The sequence below is a fragment of the Sphingobacterium sp. WM genome, assembly GCF_029542465.1.
In the GTDB taxonomy this organism is placed as follows: domain Bacteria; phylum Bacteroidota; class Bacteroidia; order Sphingobacteriales; family Sphingobacteriaceae; genus Sphingobacterium; species Sphingobacterium cellulitidis.
In genome coordinates this window covers 912,150-937,154 of the sequence record NZ_CP120709.1, presented here as the reverse complement: position 1 = coordinate 937,154, position 25,005 = coordinate 912,150, and the positions used below count along the sequence as shown (strand labels likewise).

The window sequence follows — 25,005 nt, the reverse complement described above, 5'->3', positions numbered from 1 at the left end:
TTAAAATCATGAACAAATTCATCAAAATAGGAAAAATATCGTTATTAGCTTTGGCCTTGTTCTCAATGAACAGCTGTAAAGACTATTTCGATTTAACTGAAAATCCTAACTTCGTTCAAAATCCACCTTTGACCGCATTATTATCTACAGCTACTCATAAGGCGGCGTATAATAATTACAGAATAGCGTACTTTAATAATCAATATTCGCAATATTTCGCCAGTCCATCCGGAGGTTCGGATACAGATACCTATCAGATCACAAACAACTCCACTACTTGGAATAATTTGTACTATGCTTTGGCTGATCTGTATGACTTGATGGTCAAATCTGAAGAAGTAGGTGCTTATCACCATTTGGCTGTTTCGCAAGCATTAACTGCCTACCAATTGGGTTTAGTCGCTGATACTTGGGGCTCCGCTCCTTACAGCAAAGCCTTCGGAAAAGAAACAATCCTGACTGTACCTTACGATTCTGAAGAAGATCTTTATAAAGCGCAAGTTGACTTGATCAATAAGGCTCTTGAAAACTTCAAAAAAGCCGATCCATCCCAACAATTAAGTGAAAAAGACGACTTATTATGTGGCGGAGATATCGACAAATGGATCAAACTTACCAATGGTCTGAAAGCTCGTGTATTAAATAAAGTCAGTAAAAAATCCTCTTATAACCCTAAACAAGTATTGGCTGCTGCGCAAGCTTCATTGGAGTCCAATGCCGAAGACGTTGGAATGAGCACTTTCCAAGGTGTTAACCCTTGGGCATCAATTTCAATCAGTAACTTATTAAACAACCTTGATGGCTGGTTAGGTAGTAATTTCATTGATCAATTAAATGGAAAAACCTACGGAATCGAAGACCCACGGGTATCAAAGATTACTGAAAAAACAGTGCATGGTGTATATGTTGGTACTGTAAGTGGCCAAGGGAATGTTGGAGCAGCAAATACCGTCCGTGATGAATGCTATATAAGCTCTAAATCTCCGGTAAGTAGCGAAACTTCTCCATTAATGATCCTGACCTACGCTGAGGTGAAATTCATTGAAGCCGAAGCCGCATTCAGGGATAATAATAAACCTGTTGCGTATGCTGCATTCCTAGCAGGGGTCAAAGCCAGTATGGATAAATTGGGTGTTCCTGCAGCCGATGCAACTAAATACATTACCGCCATCTCTAAAGGACAAGCTAACTTGACCCTTTTGGATATCTTCCGCGAAAAATACGTGGTAACTTATCTGAATGCAGAAGCTTGGAATGATGTGCGTCGTTTTGATTATAAATACAAGGATTTCAAACTTCCTATTGGAGCGGTCCTTGGTGATAAATTTATCCGTAGAGTAGCTTACCCTGCTGATGAAATCACAGAAAACGGATCAAATGTCCCAGCTGAAGTGCCTTTAAGCACTGAATTGTGGTGGGATAAACCATAAAAACAGAAAGGGGCATATGATTATGCCCCTTCTTTGTTTATATAAACCCCTCTAAAGGACTTTATTCTTTAACAATCCTATTTCCGATAACGGTTTGGATAGGTCAATTAAATAACCGTTTAGGATAGCATATTTTAAATTAGCATTGGAATCCCCAATATAGAAATTTGCTGTTCCTCCTAAATCAATTACTGGCGTTGTCGCAAAGGCTTGAGCTCCATAAACATGTATTGGAAGGTTGTGCAACATACTCGCCTGCTCCGGTTTTAAGCTAGTCACTTGAACAGCCATATATCCTTTTTTCAAAAGATCATAGGCAATTTCAGGGGTTATTGATTCAAAAGTCGGAACCGGCTTCTCCGCAATCTTTCCCTGTATAAATTTTAATCCCTCGCCATCGACCTCATCATAGCCAAATGATTCAGGTAAATCTCCAATATCTTCTACACGGCCGCGGACAAAGTAATCTCGTCCCTCGGTGCTTTCACCACGTCGAATAGCAATATCACTCTTTAAAGGAATGGAATCTGAACCAAATTCTAAACCACGGATTACAATATCATGCATATTACTTGCATTAAATGGAATCTCCTCGTAGCCCTTGGCATCATAGTTCTCATAGGTCCCTTGTGCAATTTCCATCAAAGCATTCAGGATGATTACAAAATTCAACTTTCTGATTTCCTGTTTTTCAGGATCTCCCTTCAATCCGCCAGATTCAATTAAGACCGTACTAGCTCCCCAGGATTGGAAATTATCACCAAACCCTCTAGGAGTATAGGTATCATCATACTTCGCAACGGCATCAGGTATATACTGCTGAAGAATTTTATTCATCCCCACAATAATTTGCATCGCTCCTTCCCGAACCTCATTGATTTCTCTCTCCGTATTGTAAGCGGGTGCCAAAAGGGAAATGGTCACTGGATTTTTAGTTCCAGGAACATTGTAATAAATATTTTGATCATGAAGATTGAAGCCATACCGAGGTTGAATAGCCTTTGCTCTAGACTTTAATAAAGCCCCTTCAACCGTTTGGGATGCTCGAGCATCTCGATTTAAATCAATGCTCTGTGCATTTCTACGTAAATAACGTTCTGCACCATCAGGATTCAACATGGGTATAAAGTGAATATTCAACTTTTCCTTTAACAAGGTGCGGACGGAATCAAACCCATCCCCTTTGCCTTCCAAAAAATTGAACAAATCAAATAATGCCATCGTTGCAGTCGGTTCATCACCATGCATCTGGGACCATAACATTACTTTTTTATCGCCATTTCCATATTCCAATTCATTGATCGAACGGCCTTCAACTGATTTACCAATTTCAGTGATCTTAAATAGATCACTTTTTCTATGTAATTGAATCAATGAATCAACATCCTGATGTTTGAATCTTCTTGAAAATAAAGCCGATTCTTTATAGGTGGAATGTATCTTATTCATCTGCGCAGTATCCAATTTATACCCCGGAATATTCCCGTTGGAAGACCCTGAGAATGGATTACTGCAGGCCGTTGCAGCCAAAAGACTTAAGGAAATGACAAAAAACTTCATATTATACTAACGCTTTTTCTAAAATTTCTATTGTACCCTTATTCGCATCAATTCTTGCTTTTACACCAACCGGCAATAAAAACTGATCATTGATATGCCCAATAACTGCTCCTGAGTAAGATGGAATATTCAATGGTTTGATATAATCCCTTAGAATCTGATCTAAGTTCAAGGAACCATAACCTCCCGAAGGCGAACAGTCTGTACATTTACCAAAGACAAACCCCTTTATTTGTGAAAGGATTCCAGCGTTCATCAATTGACAGAACATCCGGTCTACCTTTTCCGGGGATTCATTGATTTCTTCCAAAAACAAAATACTATCCTTGAAATCCGGCAAGAATTCAGAACCACATAATCCCGAAATCAAAGTCAAATTCCCACCTAATAGTTTCCCTTCTGCAACTCCTGGATTGATGGTGCTAATCCTATCTTTATACTGAACAATATCATCCCCTTTTTTCTCAGGGTTTGTATAGGTCACTAACTTATTTTCAATGAATTGATCTGTAAAGGTTTTAGCAACAAAATTACTCCAGGTACTTGTACCAACAGGCCCATGAAAAGTAACCATGCCAATTTTGGCATGAAAAGCCATGATCAATGCCGTAATATCACTATATCCCAATAAGGCTTTCGGGTTTTTGGCTATCATATCATAATCGATACGCTTCAATAACCTGGAGGCGCCAGCACCACCACGAATGCATAGTATACCAGCGACAGATTTATCTGCAAACATCGCATGTAAATCCTCCAAACGTTGGTCATCCGTTCCTGCTAAGTTTCCATAGCGTTCTCGGATATATTTTCCTTCTTTTACTTTAAAACCAAAATACTCTAGAACCTCTTTGGTCAAGCTAATGGAATCTTCACCTGTAACTGCACTCGCCGGTGCAATAATGCCAATAGTATCACCAGCTTTTAAGACCTTTCCTTTAATTAAAGGTTTCAACTGGTTGGCAACAGCCATGGCTTCCGTCTTCCCAATTAATGGAAGTGCCGCTAATCCTATCCCCAAGGATTTAATAAATGAACGTTTATTCATGGTTAACGATTGAATAGTAAACGATGTCCTGAACCTACTTCCTGAATCTGCCCCTTGGTATAAGCCAATAATCCCGAAACAATAGTATGTTCAATAGTCGAAGTAAATGTATGATTTTCAAAAGGAGACCAAGCGCACTTGGATAAAATATTCTCTTTTGTTACCGTATAAGGTTTGTTCAAATCTACCAAGACCAAATCCGCCCAAAATCCCTCTCGAATAAATCCTCTTTGTTCTATTTGAAATAGAATGGCCGTATTATGAGCCGTCTTTTGAACCATCTGCTCCAAGGTCATTTTCCCTTGCTTAACCATATCCAACAAAGCTTGAAGGGCATGTTGAACCAATGGCCCTCCTGATGGGGCTTGCAAATAAGCCTGTGATTTTTCCTCAATGGTATGTGGAGCATGATCAGTAGCAATCACATCAATATGACCATCCAAAACTGCTTTTAAAATCGCATCCCGATCATTAGCCGTCTTTACCGCTGGATTCCATTTGATAAAATTCCCTTTGCTTTTATAGTCTGCATCTGAAAACCATAAATGATGAATACAAGCCTCAGCTGTTATTCTTTTTTGATCCAATGGAATGGTATTATCAAATAAACCGGTCTCTTTGGCGGTCGAAATATGCAAGATATGCAAACGGGTATTATTCTTTTTTGCTAATTCAACAGCTTTCGAAGAAGAAAGATAACAAGCCTCGGCAGAACGGATCAATGGATGCATTTCAATGCTTACATTCTCGCCATATTGATCTTTATATTTTGCTAGATTCGCCTGAATTGTAGCTTCATCTTCACAATGGGTAGCAATTAAGGTTGGAGCCTGACTAAAAATAGCCTCGAGTGCCTTTTCATTATCTACCAACATATTCCCGGTGGATGAACCCATAAAAACCTTAATCCCACAAACATCCCGAGGATTTGTTTTTAAGACCTCATCTAGGTTATCATTGGCGGCTCCCATAAAGAAAGAATAATTCGCCAAGGAACTATCCTGTCCAATATCGTACTTGTCTTGAAGTAATTTTTGAGTCAAAGTATTGGGTACAGTATTAGGCATTTCCATAAAGGAAGTTGTTCCACCAGCAACTGCAGCCCTACTTTCTGTAAATATATTCGCCTTATGTGTTAATCCGGGTTCGCGAAAATGAACCTGATCATCAATCAGACCTGGAAACAAATGTAATCCTTCTGCATTGATGACTTGGTCAGCATCCATGTCGATGCTGCCAGCAATCTTTTCAATACGACCATTTTTAATAAATAGATCCAACACCTGGATGCTGCCTTCATTTACAACATGGGCATTCTTTATCAATATTGTAGACATGTAATTTATCTTTAAGGGTTTTGCTAAGCAAATATACTAATTTAGAGGTGCCTAATGGAGAATAAGCCATTTAAAACCGAATATTAAGCCTCCAAATTTGGATCTCGGCGAACATCAAAAGTCCCGATGGGAACATAGAATTGTTCCAACTCTTCCTTCTTATTAATTTTTCGACAACCGCCATTTTCCAGTAACAGCAATTGGTTACTGATATCCAAAACATTCATATAATCATGATCAGAAACCAAAATACCTTTGATTCTGGATTTCTCAATTATTAAGGCCTGTATTTTCTCCTTTAAAATGGGTGATAAACCCGTAAATGGCTCATCCAATAGAATAAATGTAGCATCCTGTTCCATTAAGAGCATAATCTCCAGATATCTTAATTCTCCTCCCGCTAGCTCTGCAATCTTATTACCGAGAATACGAAAGATCACCTCATCCCGTTCCAAATTGGAAATACGTTGGGAATCGGAAAGCATAAACTCAATTGATTTTTTGACCGTAAAATTCGTGGGTAAAAATGAATCCTGTGGTAAATAACAAACATCCTTTGATGGAAAAGCTTTCCTAATCTTCTTTCCATTCAATCGGATATATGCATATTGAGCTCGTAAATCACCGAAGATTATCCGCATAAAGGTAGACTTGCCTGATCCGTTACGCCCCAATAATCCAATGATATCCCCTACTTTTAACACTAGATAGCCCCCTGTCAAAAGCGGTCGGTCACTTTTATAGCTAAATTGAACAGAGTCCACAAACAATTCTTTATCGGCTAAATCCATAGTAAAAGATCAGAATAAATACGAAAGAAATTATCAGATTGGCAATAAAGGTATAGAGGACTAAATCCTTTCTGGTCAAACCGAGATTAAAAAACAGATACTTGGTATTTCCTTCAAAAAAACGAACTATCGCTGCTGAACTCAGATATCCTGCCGTCATAAATACATAGGGATAATATCCTAAATATTGAACACTCATCGCCAAACTCAAGGCAAGATTGATGAAGAAAATCGGCTTATAAAATTGCCAAAGATGTTTGAAAGCTATCGGCATAATTAAATCTACTAAGAAATTAGCCAAGTGCAAAATAAATAAACCAATAATCAACAGCACCTTAAATACAAAAAAGGAGCCGTCTATAAAGACGGCTCCAAACCAATTTACCCTATAATAGATTAGATCTACTTATAATAACAAAAAGGTCATCACAACGCCTGGTTTTTCCACTCCAGTAATTCTACCGTAAGAAACGCCAGATTCTTCGTAATAATCCAATTTAAAACTACTTTCCAATAGGAATTTCTCCATCTGATCCATAATTGCTGACACATAACCTCCAGTAGCATTAGAACGCTTACTGAATTTGAAGGTTTGCGAAGCTTCATCAAAGACATAACTGAAACCAATAGTCGTGTTCCATCCTGATGCTCCTCCATTTTGACTACTAAATCCTATTAAGTTTACACGTTGATTGAAACTATCCCATGTAAAATAGAGGTCACCATAATTGAATGGGAATCCGGTTCCATTTAATAGTCCATCATGGTAACGTTTTAAAATCGTCAAACCATCAGCTGATGTACCAGGGAAATAAGTCTTATACGGTGAAAACAAATACTTGAACTTAATACCTATCGCTTTGTTCAAAGGAATAACAGCTTCCGTATGGTTCTTAATCTCATATTTCTTGCCGTTGCTATCGTGAATAAACAAGCGATTGCCTTCCCAAACTGCTTTCTTGAAAATTACCCCAAACATACTCACACTATCCGTGGTAAAATCCAAACCTGTCAGATTGAAAGTAAAGAGACTATTCTCCCCACGAACCAGTTTTTCTTTAGTCATCGTTGAAAATGACGTGGTTTTCATGACCGGATATAAATCCACAGCAACCATATTATTTACGCCAGCGGAGTCAATTGAAATATAAGAATAGGGATTATCTATGAAAAACTGCTTGGTCTTATCCATTGAAGTTTTTAACCCTTTATTCATATAACCATCACTCTCTGCCTTGGTAGCTTTCACTAAAACCAACGATTGATCATACTTTTTCCCACGCATGTAAATACTGTCCCCGGATTGTTTGAGATATTCAAACTCAATATCACTCATATACCCATTTGGCGAGACACCTCCGAATTGTGAAGAAGGCTCTTGAAGCATGGTGATGTAATTAAAGGAATCAAACAATAATGAAGCATTCATAGTCCACAATACGCGATAGGTGGATTGTGAGGGAACCGTCGCTGTCTCATCAGTAAAGTCACTGATCATCGTACAGAACTTGTCATCATCAAATTTAAAATAGAAAGAATATGAGCTCATAAGACCTACCATTAAATTTGCCTTCCAACCGTTCTCCGATGATTTCAATAAGGTACGAAGCTCGGTTAAACGTTCGTTCATCCTTTCTTCAGGCTTCTCCCCAAAGGTTAAATCAACATGCTCCTTTCTACAGCCCGTAAAGAGTATAAAAAGAAAGGCTATATATAAAAATCTTTTCATGATTATTTCTTATTTAAGTGTAACTGGTCCATAAAAATAACTCGACGGATTGTCCTTCACATAGAATCCAGCAAACTTCATAAGGTTTCCTGAACCAACAATTGTCGGCGATACCCAATTCGTAGTGAAAGTATTGTTCTGAATATATCTCAACAAAGGAGCAAAGCCATCGAAAACAAACCGTCCATTATTATATTGAGTTTGATCTATCCCTTTATCTACAAACTTGAAATTAATGGTCCCGTCAGGATTCTGAATCATCTGGAAATCATAATATGCCATATAAGTAGTGGATCCATCTCGTTCTGAGAAAATGGCCTGTACTTGCATTTCTGTCTGCGATACAAAGGAAACAGTAAATGCACCTGGCTTAAATCCACGATTATTATACATTGGAGCTAATGTAGCTCTAACTTCTTCCCAAACCTTCGAAAACGCCTCTGATTTTCCATACATCGCAGTAGCACTTCCATCCATATCAACCACCAAGTTTTGGATATTGTTGGATTTCAAATAGGTCAAGAACATCATCGACTGATCATTATACCTGGTCGCTAACGTTTGTTGGAATTCATATTGCAATTTCTTGAAATCAATATTCAGATATTTCATGAAGTAATCTTCAACAAGGCTCTGTTTAAGCTTTAACTTAGCTTGACCATCAGCAGTTGAACCCGCGGCATAGATATCATACCAAACCTGTCCCTTTACTAATAGATGCGCTACGGTTTCAGCAAAATCCTCCGGAAAACTACTCCTAGAATATCTGGAAACAAATCCTAATGCTTTTGCTTCCGCATCGGTATTGGCAGCTGCCAACCAATCTGCTACGTAGTCCGTCGTAACGGTACGGAATGCTTCCTGAATTGGAACAATCTGATTCAAAATATGCGTGAACTCGTGGTGAATAGTTTGCAAACGGCGACTAATATCCGATGGACTATTCGCATTGATATTATTCACATCATATAAAACCACGCGACGTCCTCCATCTGCTGTTCCTAAGGTCACTGAACCGTTGGCATTGTAGGCATGTGAACCAAACAACACAAACTGTTTCGGGGTATAGGTTTTAATAAATGTTGGTCCAGCTACTCGTTCGTAAACCTTAATAAATCCCTCTAATACCATATCAACGGCCGGTTGAACTTGATTGATAACAGGCGGTGAAATATTCTTAGATATATCAGAATGACTGCGGTCAAATCTATAAATGACCTCCACATTATATGGCTTGGTTAAATTTTCACTGATATAATCGTCAATAGGTAATTTCTCAAAATCATCATAATTGTATGAGTCCATATCCACATCAAGGACTTCATTTTTATCGCAAGACGTACTGCTTACCAATAAGGATAAGGCCAGTAAACTAAAGATTATTTTTTTCATAACGGTTATCTTGGATTTTGTTCAATACCTGCCAATTTACCTTCCACCGGAATTTGGAATACCCGGCGCAAATCTTCTGGCTTTAATTCTCTAATCGTCTCCGTATCTTTCGCATCTAGATCAATATGCTTCACTGTGAGATCATGTCTGATAATATCCATCCAACGAATTCCTTCACTCATAAATGCAGCACGTTTTATTCTTAAGATTGCCTCTAATAATGCCTTCTTAGGATCAGAAATTCCGTATGATCTCAGCGCCTTATCAACTGTTAAATTGTGAACTGAACTGTTGTAATTCCTTACACGAACACTTATAAATTGGTTAATATCGATGAGACCTTTAACAAAATCTCCTTTTTGTACATAAGCCTCTGCTCTATTGATCAAAGCTTCATCCGATGTAAACAATGGTTGCATGATATATGGATAACCAATACCTGCCTGTGCATTTGTTAAATAGAAATACTCATTGTACATATACACCGTATAATCCTGACCTGAGCTATAACTGATACCTCTGGAGTATAAGGTAGTTCCTTCAAATACCGGAGTTGAAAACAACTCATTGTACAAGGTCTGGCTATAACCGTAGCGTTGGAATGTAGCATCACGTTGGTACACCGAATAGGTTTCTCTCAATAACAAGTTATATTCTTTATCCGCTTTGGTATACTCAATTAATTGTTGAGCCAAACTGTACGCTTGAATAGTAGTTGTGATGGGTCTTAATTTCCCTGCAAAGTCTCCGTTTGGAAATATTTGATTTGCTGCTTGAATGGCTTTGTCATATTCCCCAATAAATAAATAGAAGCGTGCTGCAAATGCATAGGCCGCTGCTGGAGTAAAGTGATATTTTGGAACTTTCCACTGTCCGCCAGCTAATAAGGCTAAGCCTTCTTCTAAATCTTGACGAATCTTATCATAAGTTTCCTTCACTGTACCTCTGGTATACATTGGTAAAGCTTCTTTCTCTGGCTCTGATACATAAGGTATCCCGGCTGTTGAGTTATCTCCGCCAATATTATAGGGTTGTGCAAAGAAAATAGCCAACATAAAATGTCCATAAGCTCTGGCAATCAATGCCTCCCCTTTATATGGATTGACTTCTGGACCAAAGTTGTTCGTACGAATCGCTTCTAAGGCATGGTTTGCCGCAGAAATCCCCTCATACACACCATTCCAATATTGAGTAGGTGTATTATTATCATCACCGGCCACGTCTACCCAGTTGTAATAGGAAACATAAGGTTCATCAAGATTGCCTATTCCAACTCCTTTATCATGGATGTTATCAGAATAGGATTCTGCCATCGCTAAATAATTATAGGATGGATAGGCCGAGCCTACCAACTGCGCTACCTTCTCCACATCGTCAATTTGTGTCCTCATATCTGGACTTTGGTCCAAATATTTATTGCAAGAACTCGTGAATAACACCCCTGCAAAAACAAATAGTATATATCTATTAATTTTCATTTCTCTTATTTTTAAAAACCAACCTTCAATGAAAATGTATATTGCCTTGGAACTGGCATAGCTACACCACCATTATTAAAGAACTCAGGATCTGCTCCATTTAATTTCTTATCTGAATAAAGCAAGGCAATATTGTTTCCTACCAACGCTACTTGCGCAGATCTCATCTTCAACCTGGAAAGGAAGCTTTGTGGAAGGATATAAGATATTTGAACTTGTTTTAATCGGATAAAATCTCCCTTGGCAACACGCTGATCTGAGTAATTATAGTGATTGTAGGTATATCGAGGATCAACTGTATTTCCATTTGGCCTCTTGATTCTATAACCAAGGCTAAAGCCATCCAAAAGGGATGGAATATTGGTTTTTTCTTCATCACCAGGCATAATCCATCTGTTTACCATGTCTTTACTCACGGATACCATATCATCATATGCATATTCATATGTTGGCTGTAACCTGATGTAGTTACCTGTAGCAAATGTGAATAATGCTGTTAAACCAAAGTTCTTGTATCTGAAGTTATTGTAGAAACCTCCCGTTAAGATTGGGTCTACTGGACCATGATATTTTAGGTAATCGATATCCTCACTTTGTAGGTACAAATAGGTGTCTTTTGTTCCTTCTGTACCAATATAAGTTGGATAACCATAGTTAGGATCCAAACCATCAAAAGCTATCGAGAATAATCCTCTCTGCGCATGGCCTTCAACCGCAGCTCCTTCAGCACGAACCAAGGTCCAGATATTTTGATTTACCTCTAGCTTGGTAACCTCATTCTTGTTGTAACCAAAATTAAACTGGGTTCTCCAATTAAATCCATCTGCATTCTGAACTGGATTTCCTGCTACAGTCAACTCAAAACCTGAAGATTTCATATCCGCGTAATTGGCCTGTTTTCTACCCTGACCTCCAATTCCTGAAGTACGAATAGTTCCAATCAAATCGAAAATATTACGATTATACCAATCTGCTGTTAAATCAATTTTATTGAACAATTGCATATCAGCACCGATGTTCAATTCGTACAATTTCTCCCAAGTCAAGTTACTGTTTTCAAGACTGGAAAGATTAGTAATCGCTTCTTTTTCAGATTCATACGGACGGTAAGCAATTTGGTTATAATAAATTGCTGTTGAGTTTCTTGCATTTCCAAGACTGGCAACCAAACCATATGTACCACGAATTCCAATCGCTGACACGATACCATTATCTTGGTTGAAGAATTCTTCTTGGTCAATATTCCATTTACCAGACACGTTCCAAGTAGGTAACCAACGTGCAACACGGGATTCACCTAATTTATTGGAACCATCTAAACGAGTTGTGACGTTAACACTATATTTGTCCTTGTAAGCATAGGCTGCTCTAAACATCCCAGCAACAAAACGGTCATACTCATATCCCATTCCAAAATATGGATCCCCAGCTTCGATCATCTTTTTGAAGTATCTATAATTTGGATTTACTAATCCGCCATTCTTGTATTGATAGCCAATCCCTTCATAGTCGGAATTCTGTCTATCCGTATAACGCACCTCAAATGAACCGAATAAATTTAATCGGTGGTCCATGTTATAGGTGTCATCATACTCTAAATTTGAACGGAAATAATAATTCTTTAAGTTATTCAAAGAAGTATTGTAGAAACCTCCTTCAGGTAAAATAACTTGTGGTAAGGAGTTTGGTAAATCTGGATCAGAATATAAGAAATCATTACCATCCATAATGGTTGCATCTCCTGCCGCCCTAAAAGTCTGCGCCATATTCGAATTTTCTAGAATATAGTGCTGTCTTTCTGTTCTCGCATAACGATAAGCTCCATCTACGGATGCTGTCAATTCAGGAAGGATTTTATAACGAAGTCCACCCTGAACCTTTAAGTCCATATTTCCTAATTTCAAATAGTTTTGATCAAGCTCGTTTAGAATATTAAATGGAGCATAGTTTCTTGTAAAATATTCTAAATTTCCATTCTCATCATAAGGAGTCAACAAACGGCTGGTATTCAACGCATAGGAATATGGATTGATATCAAAATCTCTGGAATATTTACCATACACTGGATCGGACTCCCTAGTTAATGTACCTGGAGCTCTTTGATCACGAACGGATCCATTAATTAACAACTCTGCCGAGAATTTCTCACTAAATCTCAGGTTATTTCTAATGTTGGCTGTATAACGTTTTACATTATCCCCTAAGGTCTGACCAGAATCATGGATAAAACTGGTAGAAACATACGTTTGTGATTTCGCAGATCCCGATGTAATACTAACAGAATGGTCTTGTAATAAGGATTGCTTAAATAATACATCAAACCAATCGGTATTTGCTTTGGTATATCTTTCTAAATATCCCAGTTTAGCTTCACGTGTGTTCTCTAATCCAAATGTTCCATTCGATTCATCATAGATATACATTTGGTTGTACATCTTGGAAAAAATTCCTCCGTTTTTACTTCTTGAAGCTGCACTGTGGTTAAAGAAACCTTTATTGTCAAGCTCTAACAAAATGGACATCTGCTCAGCAGAGTTCATGATATCGAATTGACTATATTCCGGTTTCAAATAAGTAGTAAAGTTACCTGTGTAATTTACTTGTGCTACTCCATCGGTATTTCTACCTTTTTTGGTGGTTACAACGATTACACCATTCATCGCACGTGCACCATACATCGCAGTAGCTGCAGCATCCTTTAAGATGGTGAATGATTCAATATCATCAGGGTTTAATCCAGCAACGGATGAACCAATCAAGGTATTTGCATCACCAGTAGAAAGCGCTTCATTAGAAATATTCACTAAGTCTTCCAAAATGATTCCATCCACAACCCATAAAGGCTTATTTTCACCGGATAGAGAAGTTGCACCACGCACACGAATTTTAGGAGCAGCCCCGAATGTACCAGATACGTTCTGTACTGATACCCCTGCAACCTGTCCTTCCAACATTCTGGAAATATCAGGAACCCCGTTACGTTCTGCATCTAAGGCATTTACTTTAGCTGTAGCACCTGTAAATAATTTACGATCTAGATTTTGGTAACCTGTAGAAACTACATTCACCTGCTCTAAAGTATTACTTACTGCCGTTAAGGTAATATTGATGTTTTTTCTATTGTCTACTGGGATCTCACGAGATTGGTATCCAATATACCGAACAACCAAGGTCGCATTCGATGCGGCCTGAATACTGAATTCACCGTTCGAATTCGTCGTCGTTCCTGAGGAAGAACCTTTCACTAAAACCGAAGCTCCGGAAAGAACCTGCCCTTGGTCCGAACGAATAACCCCAGTTACTGTATTTTGTTCCATGCTTGTATTCGATTCCACAGAAGTTACATTTGCGGAATTGACAACTGGAGAACTGATCGTAATGGTTTGACCAATTATTTGAAAATTGAATTTATTATCCTTCAATAATAATAAAACCGCCTCCTTAATAGGAGAATTTTCAATGTTTAGGTTTACCCTTCGAGCATGCTTTACAAGGTTGTCATTATAAAGAAATTTAAACTCAGTCTGTTTAGAAATTTCCTTAAAGGCATCCTCCAACTTTGCATTTTTCAATGCAAGCGTAACTTTTTGAGCTTTACCACTAGCATATGCACAAGTCAGCCCAATTAGCATCAACGCTGTCGTAATTTTCATAATTCGGAAAATTCTTGGAAAAAGGGAATAAGATTGCATACCTCGCCTTTTGCCAAATGTTAAGTTATTCATACATTTGATTGTTGAGTTAATGTTAATAATTAGTAATTCGCGTTAGCTTAATAGTCTTGAACAGGGATGCTGCTACATCTCTGTTCTCTTTTTTTCATAATTTTTTAGTAGTAATTTATTTCATAGTTATTTATTTAGGATAAGTAATTTGTTTCCTTGAATTCTAAAATCGAGGCTACTGACATACTCCAACATATTGAGTACCTCAGATAATTTCGCATCTCTTTTAATTTCTCCTGTATAGGTTTGGGTTAATGAAACTTCTTTTGAGAAAGAAATTTCCAAATCATACCAATTCTGTAATTGCTTCGCAATATTGACAATATTGTCCCCCTTGAATTGAAAAATATTGTTCTTCCAGGCCAAATCCTTCTCGACATTTGCTTCCCCTACATCCACTTTGGATTCTGAAATAATGGCTTGTTCCCCAGGGATGAGCTCAACTGTCTTCTTGCCATTGCTTACTTGGACCTTTCCTTCGGCCAAGGTTGTTTTACAAAAAGCTGAGTAACTGTTTACATTGAAGTGTGTTCCTAGAACCTTGATTTCTGCGCCTTCACTTTCTACGTAAAAGGGTCTTTCCGCATCCTTGGCAACTTCAAAATAAACTTCCCCTTTCACCTTCACCCTTCTCTCATGCGCACTAAATACCGATGGAAAGCGAAGTTGGGAGTTCGCATTGATCCAGACTTTGGTACCATCCGATAATGTCAAATTAAAAAATCTTGCCGAAGGAACAACCAGGGTATTCTCCATGGAAGGTTGATCTTCCTTGCCTAACAAGGACTCTCCTTTTTCGCTGGAAATATCCCCATTCTTTTGAACCACTACATTGCCTTCAACCTGAACCTGCTCACCTTCTTCATTAAATAAATAGGCGCCATTTCCTGCTGGCAATACGTCGTTCTGATGTTTAACACTTTCGATCTGCGTAAAACGATTATCCGCAGCTTCAGGTTTATTCAAGAAAAACACATAACCAAGTCCAATTGCGAATAAGATAGCAGCAGCATAGGCAAGAAACCCAAATCTGCGACCCTTATTCTTTGCTTGAAAACTTTGAAATGCAGCTTCTTCGTCGAATTTTTCGAAAATAGATAGGTCAACACCTGATTTCGCTTTCTCCAATAAATCATTCGCTAATTCCTGATTCTTCGGATTAGAGGCTAACCAAGTATTCAACACTTCTTCTTCTTCCTTTGTAAGAAAAGAATGATGTTTTTTGATTAATAATTTAGAAATATAAAATGATTGGTCTTTCATAATTTAAGTACAAGAAACCTAAATCACGAAAAGGGGTGACAAGTATTTAATATTTTTTTAACAAAAAAATAATGCAGCAAAAACAACCATCAATTCTGGGTTCAGATTCTGCCTGATAACTTTTAGGGCGCGTTGTTTTTGGGTTTTGATGGTATTGACAGAAATGGATAATTCATCCGCAATTTGTTGATTAGACAAACCTTCAACATAGCTTAAATTAAAAATTTGCTGACAACTTGCAGGCAAGGCCGAAACTATTTTATAAAGTTCAGCAAAAAACTCACTGGTAATCAATTGATGTTCATAATCGATGGTATCAATTTCATTATTTCCCAAGCGATTAAAATATTTTTGAATGACTTTATTCTTACGCTGAATATTGTACACGGCATGTCGCACCGAACTATACAGAAAGGCCTTGATGGAATCTTCTTCAATGGACACCCTACTTCTATTGTTCCAATAGGCAGTAAAAGCATCCTGAACCAAATCCTCCGCTAAATCTGAATCATTCACCATTTCCCATGCAAAAAAGCACAGGGGTTTATAGTATTTCTGAAAAAATGCTCTATCTAGATTTCCGTCCTTCATAATTCATAAATCCATTGGTCGTGGATCATCAATAATTGTAATAAAAATCAATTTGCTAAAAAAAGAAAAGAAAAACAAACCATTCCTGTAAATAAAATTAACATTGACAATATTTTTCTTGATTTTTCAACCTCCAAAGTGAACAAACCTCGATTTAAAGCTAAAAATGATGATATTTTCGAAATATTAAATTTTCCATAGAAGTAACTAAATCTAAGAGATTCCTTTCAAACTTAGTTCGAATTCAATATTAGTTCAGAGCTTCTTCTGACTTCTGTCGGAGCTTGTCCGCAAAAATTCGAAGGAGCTCCGAAGAAGGTCCGGCGAAGCTGCGGAAAAAGTCCGGTAGAACGTGCCATTTGAACTGTTGAAAAACAGTCCAAATCTCGAATATTCATTTAGCACCAAACCGAGATAGCAATCCGATTATTTTTTAGTTTTTTGAAATTATTTTACAGTGAATTCAGGTAGATTCGACCACCATTTGGTTAATATCTTCGCATATTTTTTGGCGAGCTTCTTCCTTTCACTTGCAAGGTTATGCTGTTCATGAGGATCTGAACTTAAATCGTATAATTCCATCTCCGATTGATCTTCATTCATGAAGAATTTCCAATTTTGGTCTCGTAAGGCCAAGGCAGGACTTCGATTGATTTTTTTCGGGAAACTGAAAACCGTGGAATCATTTCTTCCATATTCCCAGATTAATGGTTCTTTTCTTTTGATGGGAGAACCAAAAAAAGCCTGACTTACATCTTGGCCATCCAAGACCTTGGTTTCAGCTATGGGGGCATCTGCAATTTTTGCCAAGGTCGGCAGCAGGTCCAACGCTGAAATAATGGTTTGTTGATCTTCTTGATTTGCTTTGATCTTTGCTGGCCAACGAATCAACATGGGCATGCGTATGCCACCTTCATATAAGGATAACTTACTTCCACGTAATCCTGCAGAGCGGTCTTGTCGAAAATTCGGCAAGGGTCCATTATCACTAATAAAAATAACAAGGGTATTTTGATCAATGCCCAAGTCCTTTAATCCGGTCATTAATCTCCCGATCTGCTTATCATATTCTTTGAGAACATTTTTAAAACTACGCTCCTCTTGAGGTTTCCAATTGTATTTTCCTTGTTCATCATCGGCAGCAATCCAGGGGGTATGAACATCGTCGGTCCATACATTAATAAAGCAGGGTTTTTCTTTATTTTCCTTCAGGAAATTAAGGGTTTTATCCACAAAATACTTGGTCCTATTCCAGCGTTTGATACTGTCTTGGTCAGACCAGATCCAATTACTGGCGGTTATTGCGGGATCAGGATCCGGACTTTCATAAGTTCCAGACCATGCATCAAAACCATATTGATCAAAGTTTGGAGCATTCGTAACATCCCTGCCACCACCTAAATGCCATTTCCCAAAATGCGCTGTCTTGTATCCTTGATTTTTCAAAACCTTAGCCATAGTTTGAACATTAGGATCCAAGAAATCAACCTGTTGTTTTTTTCGATTATCTTCGCGGGTATTTAGAAAGGTGGTGAAATGTAGTTTTGCTGGACGCTGTCCCGTTAACAATCCAGCTCTAGAGGGGGAACAGATTGGTGAGGCACTATAATAATTGCTAAACTTGATTCCTTCTTTTCCAAGTTGATCCAAATAAGGGGTTTCATACTTATTGTAATAAGTCGACAGGTCGCCTATCCCCAAATCATCTGCGAGGATAATGATAATATGAGGTTGTTTATCAGTTTGAGCCTGACTTTGTAAAAAGAACAGGGTCAATAGAAATACAAAACTGGATTTAAGAAAAGAATACATAATTTTTGGGTTTAAGAATTTAATCAATTTCGATCCTGACTGATTTCTCTTCGAATTCTACTTAAGGATTGTGCCGTTATTTTTAGGTAGGATGCGATATATTGCTGAGGAACTTGAAGTGCTAAGTTAGGATATCGACGTACAAATTCTAGATATTTCGTCTTTGAACTTCCAAAATTTAGAAAGTCATTGTCCTTGATTTTATTCAATAAGGTAGCCTCAGTAATGCTTTTTAGAAAAATAAAGAAATTAGGAATTTTTTCACAGAGCTTTTCAACTTGTAACTTATGGATAGTAAAAAGTTGGGTATCAACTACAGCTTGAAATGCTTCACTTGAAGGTGTTGCTGAGTAATAACTTTCGAGATCAACAAAGAATTGATTCTCTTTAAAGAAATATTTTGTGATTTCATTTCCCTCCTGATCTGGTTTAAAGATTCTCACAATTCCAGATTCAATAAAAGCGATTTCATGTGCAATTTGACCTATTTCCAAGAAATATTCGGAGGTCCGCAGGGATTTACTTTTAAAGTGAGCAGCAATCTCATCAACGTCTTGATCCGACAAGATTGCCCCAAACTTCAATATGGATTTTAGCTTTTGCATTTACTTAACGATTCCAAGATTAATAACACTGTTTGCACATGCTAGGATAGATTCTTCCATAGAATAAGGATTCCATTTCAGGATCCGATTGGCTTTACTGGCATCCACCTTTCTTTTCAAACCTAAATCTAATAAAACGGGTTTTAATGCAGGTTCAAAAATAGAGATTAACCGAGCCATAAAATTCGGCAATTCCTTACTACTGATTTTACGATCAGGAAATTGAGTTTTTAATATTAAGGCTAGGTCTTTCATAGTCAGATGTCCAGCGGAAGCCATAAAACGGTGGCCAGCAGCTTGTTTTAATTCAATAGAATCCACCAACAATTGAGCCACAGATCGTACATCTACGATTTCAAAGCCAATTTTTGGCATTGCAGGCATACCTCCAGAAAGAATCTTGATTACGATATTTGCTGAAGTTCCGAAATCATGCTCTAAAACTGGACCTAACATCGCTCCAGGCAGAATGCTCACCAATTCCATGCCCTTTCCTTCCTCTTCAATAAACTTCCAAGCCGCCTTTTCTGCAATAGTCTTGCTTCTGAAATAAGGCATGGTATCCTGGCTATTCTTTTCATCCGTCCAATCTTTTTCAGTGAAAATCCTATTCAAATCCCCCCTATTCTTTCCATAAACCACTGTTGAAATGGAGGAAACCAAGACCACACGTTTTACCCCATTTAGATTTGCAGCTTTGAGTACGTTTAGGGTTCCGTCATGCGCAGGAATGATTAATTCATTTTCGTCCTTGGGGAGTTCCCTTGGAAATGGAGAAGCTGCATGGATGATGTAATCCATACCTTTGCAAGCCTCCAACCATACTTCTTTTTGGAGGAGATCTGCCTGGATAAAACTCAATCGATCACTATGATCTGTATATTTTGCAATAAGTTGTCGGATGGAGTCGGCTCTTTTAATATCCCTCAAAGACCCTTTGACCCTATATCCTCTATTCAATAATTCGATTGCCGTATGAGTTCCAAGAAAACCTGTTACTCCAGTTAATAATACCTGAGAATTTTCCATGATAGTAATTTTTGTTTTAAACAAAGTACCTGAACATGAAGAGGTTCTCAATTACCAAATGGTAAAAAATAAAATTTAAAGAAGAAGGACTGCCTTTTGAGCAGTCCTTCTTAAATATTTAAATAATTTTATTCCATGGTTGGGTTGAATGTTCCACCCCAATCTTTATTTTGTAGAACTTTTGGATTTCTATCAATGATAGATTGTTGAATTGGAAAGAAATAATAAGTATCAGGCACTTCACTTACCTTCACCCCATTTTTAGGAACTTGAAGGATACTGTATTTAAAGTTAGCTTCCTTCAACTGATAGGTTTTTGCAAGGGTATTCGCTTGTTTAATATCCATTTCAGAACCATCGGCATTAATCGCTATGGCTTCAACGCCGTATTTTGTTCCCTTATCAAGTGTTTTTAATTTATTGCTTCTTCTCAAGTCCCAAAAGCGATGACCTTCAAAACAAAGTTCAATATTTCTTTCAGCCAAAATTGCTTCGCGCATTTGGTCACGGTTGGAAGCAGTTACACCATATTTTCCATCAGCTCCAGGTTCGATACCAGCACGTTTCCTCAAGTGGTTCAGCATTTCCTGTGCAGTAGCTAAGTCGCCAGTTTCATTTGCTGTTTCTGCGTAATTAAGCATAACCTCTGCTAGTCGCATCAACACAAAATCCACATCGTATTGAGTTTCCACCTCCGTTTGCTTTAAGGAAAGCTTACTATTCTTCAGAATAAAGAAACCACTATATCGATCTTGGTTGGTCGAGTTTATACCTGCAGCGGGGTTAATTCCAAAGTTATCCAATGCATCTGCAATCCCTAAAGAGGTATACTGACGTTTACCGGCTTTACCTGAAACTTCATAAATCTTACCATTCCAAACAATTGATTTATCAAATCTAGGATCTCTATTCATCCAGTAGGATTGCAAGAAATCAGTTTCAGATTTAAAATATTTTCCTGTTGGATCTGAATAGATTTTCCCATCTTTCATTGGAAATTCTTTTACAAAATCCCAAGTTGGTACGGCCCCAGCAGGTCCACGGCTTTCATAACCTGGTCTCACTCCATAATCCCAGTTCGCGACTTTATTAGGATAGGTATTTATCACTGCAAAGACCACCTCAGGTCCTTTCTCTTGTAAAGTAATATTCGCATAATCAGGGGTCAATGAATAACTATTTTTTATCAATTGCTCATATGCAGTTTTATTTGCAGCATGAGCTTCTTTCCAATAGGCGTTATTAAAAGGATTTGAAGGATTAAATTGCGGTGAAGCTTTATACAATAAAACTTTTGCTTTAAAAGCTGCTGCAAAGTTTCCATCAATCCTACCATAATTCGAGGAGGATTTTTCTATAGTCTGCGGCAATAATTTGATAGCTTCATCCAAATCTTTTACCAATAAATCAAATGTTTCCTTGGTTGAATTCCTTGGTGTATTCAAATCATCAGTTTTTGCATCCTGAGGAATAGTAATATAGGGTATACCACCATATAATCTCAACATATCAAAATATACGTATGCCCTTAAGAAATAAGCTTCTCCTAGGGTTTTATTTTTAACATCTTCAGTAATGCTCGTACTCTCTTGTACTTTTTGAATAGCCGTATTGATTTTTCGGATATTGGTATAGTTCCACGTTTTAAAAGGTCCTGCAGTTGGAGTGATCGTATTCAACTGCATTGGAATTCCAACGAGTTGTTCACTATAAGCATCAGCGCTGGTATTCCAGTTTCCAAAGACCGTATACAAATTCGCCATATAGGCATTGATTAAATTTGGATCTTTCCACACCTTCTCTTCATCTAATGATTGAAGGTCTTCTATATCCAACACATTTTTACAGGAAGTAAAGATGGCGGATAGTCCAATTGCTACTAATAATATCTTTTTCATGATTAATTCCGGTTAAAATTTAATGTCCAAGCCAAAGGTGAACGTCTTCATTAATGGGTAAGAGTCATAATTCAATTGCTCAGGGTCATGAAACTCCGTCATAGGTGAGAATACAAATAGGTTAGTACCATTGAAAAATACATTGATACTGTTCATTTTTATTTTCTCAGTGAAACTAGTTGGCAATTGATAGGCAACATTCAGATCTTTCAATCTGAAAAATGCACCACTACGCATCCAGAAGGATGAAGGATTAGTTCCTGATTCAGCCCAATTATAACCGACCGGTCTAGGATATTTGGCATTTGGATTTTCAGTAGTCCAAACATCATCAGCCCAGATAGGATAATACGGTCTAAAGGTACCACCATGCTGACGCATACCCCCACCTTCTTGGTTAGAAATCATCCGATCATAATTGAAAACACCTTGGAATAATGCATTCACAGAAATTCCTTTCCAAGAAGCATTTAACCCCAATCCATAATCCCATCGTGGCGAGTTATTGGTCGATAGCAAGGTGACATCATTTTCATCAATTTTTCCATCGGGGGTATCAGAATATCCTTGTCCACGAATATCATCATACAAGATCATTCCTAAATACGGATCTCTTCCATAAGTTTTAAATCCTTTGGCTAATAGGTCATCTAATTCCTGTTGGGTTCTCACGATTCCTAAGGAATTCAATCCATAAATCACATTATTAGGTCTTCCGATTCTGGATCTGAAATGTTCCAGACCACCGTCAGCATAGGCTGCAGGTTCGTCAAAAATATCCCATTGATCCACCGCATAACCTAAATTACCCGAGATTCCATATCCAACTTCACCGATTCTATCATTCCAGTTGATCGAAATCTCACCTCCTTTATAACTTCTAGCAGCATAGTTTTCAGGTGCTAGAGCACGTCCATAGGTATCTGGTAATAAAACTGTTCTTGGACCTAAAATATTTGATTCAGAGCGTTTAAAGACTTCAATTGAACCATTTAACTTATTATTGATAAAACCATAATCTAGACCAAGGTTATAACTTTCGGATTTAGTCCAAGTGATTGCGCGATTAGGGGTAGAACCATAAGCTAAACCATTATAATAACGATCTCCAAAGATAAATCCGGTTGTAGTGGTATATTTCTCAACAAATGAGAATGGGTTAATAGGGTTACCATTTACGTCGAGGTAATTACCTGTTGCACCATAGGCGAAACGAAGTTTCAAATCTGAAATTTTGTCCTTGATATTGGCAAAGAATTCTTCTTCAGAGATTCTCCAAGCAGCAGAAACTGAAGGGAAGAAACCAAATCTTTTTTGTTCAGGGAACAATGCCGCACCATCATAACGGAATGAGGCTTCAAGAAGATATTTACTTCCATAGGCATAATTAAAACGACCGATTACAGATTGTCTAGCATCAATTCCTTCTAATCCATTTGTTGACCTAAAGTTTCGGTCAGTCGGATACACATGCATTTGGTCCAAAGGAGTAATAGGACTTTGCGCCATGGAATTGATATTGGTATATCCTTTTTCTCCTTGTTCAAATACCAAGGTTGCTCCAACATCATGCTTTCCAAAGGTTTGCATATAATTCAAGAAGAAGTTCATTTGATATTCCCATTTCCGCTGCGTATAATAATCCATAAATGGATTCTGCTGGCTAAATGTGAAAATATTGATTCGATCTTCAGAAGGAGGTGCCGGAATAAATGGATTTCCGTCAGGATTCAAGGAAGTGAAAGTGTAGTTCTTTTGGAAACTCATATATCTTTTTCTGAGGTAATCCTCAGCGATATAACTTCCTACAAATTTGGTCGATAGACCAGGGATCAATTTATCCAACTTTAGGTTAAGAGACAATATAGGATTGATCTGTCGAACTTTTCGGTCAATATATCGGTCTCCGATTACCTGATCAATGACATTCCATGCTTGCCAGCTTCCCATTGGAGTTTGTACAGGGAATTCAGTTGGCGTATCACTTGGCGTACCATCTTGCGTCAGATAGAATGGATACATTTTTGGCCAGTTGAAAGTTACCCTATAGAAATCGGAAACATCAAAATCATCATCATTTGATGAGGTACTGAAAGGCCAATAGAAGCGATTAGAATTTTGCTGATTAGCAGAGATATTCATATCAATACTAAAGGCATCGGTAATATTCGCGGAGACATTTGATCTCAAATTAAACTTTTGATGATCGATGGATTTATAGGAGCCATTTTCATTTCTGAAGCTCAAAAGGTTATAATAAGTAATTTTTTCACTACCACCGGAGACTGAAATAGACTGGCGATGACTTACAGGATTTCTCCAGATAACATCGTTTACACTATAGCTTTTATCCTTGAAATAATTGAATTCCTCATCACCATTAGGGATTGGGAGACCTTGAAATTCTGCTACTCTATTTTGATAAATCAATTCATCAGTGGCTGTGGTTAGATCTGCCAAAGGGGTCATTGTAGGGTTTCCAATAGCGACATTGGATTGGAAATTAAATTCAGGTTTTTTTACGGTTCCTTTTTTTGTTGTGACAATCACAACCCCATTACCTGCACGAGTTCCATAAACTGCAGCCGCACCTGCATCTTTTAAGAATGACATTTGTTCAACCTCATTAGCTTCTAAGGCGTCAAATGCAGCTTTATCACGCACTATCCCATCAATAACGAATAAAGGTTCGGCAAAACTTCCCCTGAATCTAATTTTTGATGTTGCACCAGCAAGGCCTGAAGTACCCGTTACTTTAACTCCGGGAGCACGACCAGCAATGGCGTTAGAAAGATTAGATGGAGAAACATTCTTCAAGGCATCTCCATTTACCGTTGATATAGCGGAAGTAATATTGGCCCGTTTTTGAGTACCATATCCGATCACAACAACCTCATCAATATTGGCATTATCAGGGAGTAACGTGATGGAAAGGGGTTGGGTTCCTGAGACAGTAATATCTTGGCTCAAATAACCTAAATTTCGAATAATAATAATATCTCCATTATTAGCGGAAATTGAAAATTCGCCTTTTGCATCAGAACTAGTGGCCTTCGTAGTCCCTTTAACAAGGACAGTAGCCCCTACGATTGGGTTTCCAGCCTCGTCTTTTATCGATCCGGAAACAGTTTGTTGTCGATGCCCAACAACAATATTGGCAATATCCTTTTTATGAGCAAATACATCCGGGGAACTTAATAATAAGCACACGGTCAGTATCGAAAAGGATTTTGCCCCAAAAAAAGTTCGATTTTTTTGAGTCATAATAGTAATAATTGAAATTGAAAGATTGCCTAAATAGGCATTAATTAAGGTTT

Annotated in this window: 17 protein-coding genes; 1 reads left to right on the top strand and 16 read right to left on the bottom strand. The window is 37.8% G+C overall.

Features of this window, described 5'->3' with window-relative positions:
- Positions 1-8 precede the first annotated feature (8 nt).
- On the top strand, positions 9-1,430 hold the full coding sequence (locus tag PZ892_RS04040) for a SusD/RagB family nutrient-binding outer membrane lipoprotein (RefSeq protein ID WP_094255168.1): 1,422 nt from the start codon (positions 9-11) through the stop codon (positions 1,428-1,430).
- A gap of 51 nt (positions 1,431-1,481) precedes the next feature.
- Here the strand turns inward: PZ892_RS04040 and PZ892_RS04035 are convergent, their stop codons facing one another.
- The 16 genes from PZ892_RS04035 to PZ892_RS03960 form a co-directional block, all read right to left on the bottom strand.
- Positions 1,482-2,990: a M14 family zinc carboxypeptidase gene (locus PZ892_RS04035; RefSeq protein WP_182499306.1), complete on the bottom strand. Its 1,509-nt coding sequence runs from the start codon at positions 2,988-2,990 to the stop codon at positions 1,482-1,484.
- Position 2,991: 1 nt separating this feature from the next.
- Entirely contained in the window at positions 2,992-4,038 is a 1,047-nt protein-coding gene (locus PZ892_RS04030; protein WP_182499305.1) for an LD-carboxypeptidase, read from the bottom strand.
- A 2-nt stretch (positions 4,039-4,040) separates the two neighbouring features.
- Entirely contained in the window at positions 4,041-5,375 is a 1,335-nt protein-coding gene (locus tag PZ892_RS04025; RefSeq protein WP_182499304.1) for a dihydroorotase, read from the bottom strand.
- 83 nt (positions 5,376-5,458) lie between these two features.
- Positions 5,459-6,166, bottom strand: coding sequence for an ATP-binding cassette domain-containing protein (locus PZ892_RS04020; protein ID WP_182499303.1), 708 nt, complete (start codon positions 6,164-6,166; stop codon positions 5,459-5,461).
- Entirely contained in the window at positions 6,150-6,467 is a 318-nt protein-coding gene (locus tag PZ892_RS04015) for a hypothetical protein (protein WP_277712121.1), read from the bottom strand. Before PZ892_RS04015 ends, PZ892_RS04020 begins: the two co-directional genes overlap by 17 nt.
- Positions 6,468-6,572: 105 nt before the next feature.
- A complete protein-coding gene (locus PZ892_RS04010; RefSeq protein ID WP_182499301.1) occupies positions 6,573-7,895 on the bottom strand; it encodes a DUF4302 domain-containing protein in 1,323 nt (440 codons plus the stop codon).
- A 9-nt stretch (positions 7,896-7,904) separates the two neighbouring features.
- Positions 7,905-9,287 carry a substrate import-associated zinc metallohydrolase lipoprotein gene (locus tag PZ892_RS04005; RefSeq protein WP_182499300.1) on the bottom strand — a complete coding sequence of 461 codons (1,383 nt, stop codon included), beginning with the start codon at positions 9,285-9,287 and terminating at the stop codon, positions 7,905-7,907.
- 5 nt (positions 9,288-9,292) lie between these two features.
- Positions 9,293-10,765, bottom strand: a complete 1,473-nt coding sequence (locus tag PZ892_RS04000; RefSeq protein ID WP_182499299.1) for a RagB/SusD family nutrient uptake outer membrane protein — start codon at positions 10,763-10,765, stop codon at positions 9,293-9,295.
- Between the two features lie 11 nt (positions 10,766-10,776).
- The gene (locus tag PZ892_RS03995) at positions 10,777-14,418 is read right to left on the bottom strand and encodes a SusC/RagA family TonB-linked outer membrane protein (protein ID WP_182499298.1); all 3,642 of its coding nucleotides are present in this window, start codon (positions 14,416-14,418) and stop codon (positions 10,777-10,779) included.
- A gap of 198 nt (positions 14,419-14,616) precedes the next feature.
- Positions 14,617-15,753, bottom strand: coding sequence for a FecR family protein (locus tag PZ892_RS03990; RefSeq protein ID WP_277712119.1), 1,137 nt, complete (start codon positions 15,751-15,753; stop codon positions 14,617-14,619).
- A gap of 57 nt (positions 15,754-15,810) precedes the next feature.
- Entirely contained in the window at positions 15,811-16,344 is a 534-nt protein-coding gene (locus PZ892_RS03985; protein ID WP_182499297.1) for an RNA polymerase sigma-70 factor, read from the bottom strand.
- 447 nt (positions 16,345-16,791) lie between these two features.
- A complete protein-coding gene (locus PZ892_RS03980) occupies positions 16,792-18,156 on the bottom strand; it encodes a sulfatase-like hydrolase/transferase (RefSeq protein ID WP_182499296.1) in 1,365 nt (454 codons plus the stop codon).
- 23 nt (positions 18,157-18,179) lie between these two features.
- A complete protein-coding gene (locus tag PZ892_RS03975; protein ID WP_182499295.1) occupies positions 18,180-18,761 on the bottom strand; it encodes a Crp/Fnr family transcriptional regulator in 582 nt (193 codons plus the stop codon).
- Complete coding sequence (locus tag PZ892_RS03970; protein WP_182499294.1) at positions 18,762-19,790, bottom strand: aldehyde reductase; 1,029 nt, start codon at positions 19,788-19,790, stop codon at positions 18,762-18,764.
- A 128-nt stretch (positions 19,791-19,918) separates the two neighbouring features.
- Entirely contained in the window at positions 19,919-21,688 is a 1,770-nt protein-coding gene (locus PZ892_RS03965; RefSeq protein ID WP_182499293.1) for a RagB/SusD family nutrient uptake outer membrane protein, read from the bottom strand.
- A gap of 12 nt (positions 21,689-21,700) precedes the next feature.
- Positions 21,701-24,952 (bottom strand): TonB-dependent receptor, encoded by a 3,252-nt coding sequence (locus PZ892_RS03960; protein ID WP_182499292.1) that lies wholly within the window; start codon positions 24,950-24,952, stop codon positions 21,701-21,703.
- Positions 24,953-25,005: the final 53 nt, after the last annotated feature.

Excerpts from the sequence above, each read along its gene's own strand:
- PZ892_RS03995 (WP_182499298.1), bottom strand. The coding sequence starts at position 14,418 with ATGAAAATTACGACAGCGTTGATGCTAATTGGGCTGACTTGTGCATAT.
- PZ892_RS03985 (WP_182499297.1), bottom strand. The coding sequence starts at position 16,344 with ATGAAGGACGGAAATCTAGATAGAGCATTTTTTCAGAAATACTATAAA.
- PZ892_RS04035 (WP_182499306.1), bottom strand. The coding sequence starts at position 2,990 with ATGAAGTTTTTTGTCATTTCCTTAAGTCTTTTGGCTGCAACGGCCTGC.
- PZ892_RS04020 (WP_182499303.1), bottom strand. The coding sequence starts at position 6,166 with ATGGATTTAGCCGATAAAGAATTGTTTGTGGACTCTGTTCAATTTAGC.
- PZ892_RS03990 (WP_277712119.1), bottom strand. The coding sequence starts at position 15,753 with ATGAAAGACCAATCATTTTATATTTCTAAATTATTAATCAAAAAACAT.
- PZ892_RS03980 (WP_182499296.1), bottom strand. The coding sequence starts at position 18,156 with ATGTATTCTTTTCTTAAATCCAGTTTTGTATTTCTATTGACCCTGTTC.
- PZ892_RS03975 (WP_182499295.1), bottom strand. The coding sequence starts at position 18,761 with ATGCAAAAGCTAAAATCCATATTGAAGTTTGGGGCAATCTTGTCGGAT.
- PZ892_RS04040 (WP_094255168.1), top strand. The coding sequence starts at position 9 with ATGAACAAATTCATCAAAATAGGAAAAATATCGTTATTAGCTTTGGCC.
- PZ892_RS04000 (WP_182499299.1), bottom strand. The coding sequence starts at position 10,765 with ATGAAAATTAATAGATATATACTATTTGTTTTTGCAGGGGTGTTATTC.
- PZ892_RS03965 (WP_182499293.1), bottom strand. The coding sequence starts at position 21,688 with ATGAAAAAGATATTATTAGTAGCAATTGGACTATCCGCCATCTTTACT.
- PZ892_RS04010 (WP_182499301.1), bottom strand. The coding sequence starts at position 7,895 with ATGAAAAGATTTTTATATATAGCCTTTCTTTTTATACTCTTTACGGGC.
- PZ892_RS04005 (WP_182499300.1), bottom strand. The coding sequence starts at position 9,287 with ATGAAAAAAATAATCTTTAGTTTACTGGCCTTATCCTTATTGGTAAGC.
- PZ892_RS04025 (WP_182499304.1), bottom strand. The coding sequence starts at position 5,375 with ATGTCTACAATATTGATAAAGAATGCCCATGTTGTAAATGAAGGCAGC.
- PZ892_RS03960 (WP_182499292.1), bottom strand. The coding sequence starts at position 24,952 with ATGACTCAAAAAAATCGAACTTTTTTTGGGGCAAAATCCTTTTCGATA.
- PZ892_RS04030 (WP_182499305.1), bottom strand. The coding sequence starts at position 4,038 with ATGAATAAACGTTCATTTATTAAATCCTTGGGGATAGGATTAGCGGCA.
- PZ892_RS03970 (WP_182499294.1), bottom strand. The coding sequence starts at position 19,790 with ATGGAAAATTCTCAGGTATTATTAACTGGAGTAACAGGTTTTCTTGGA.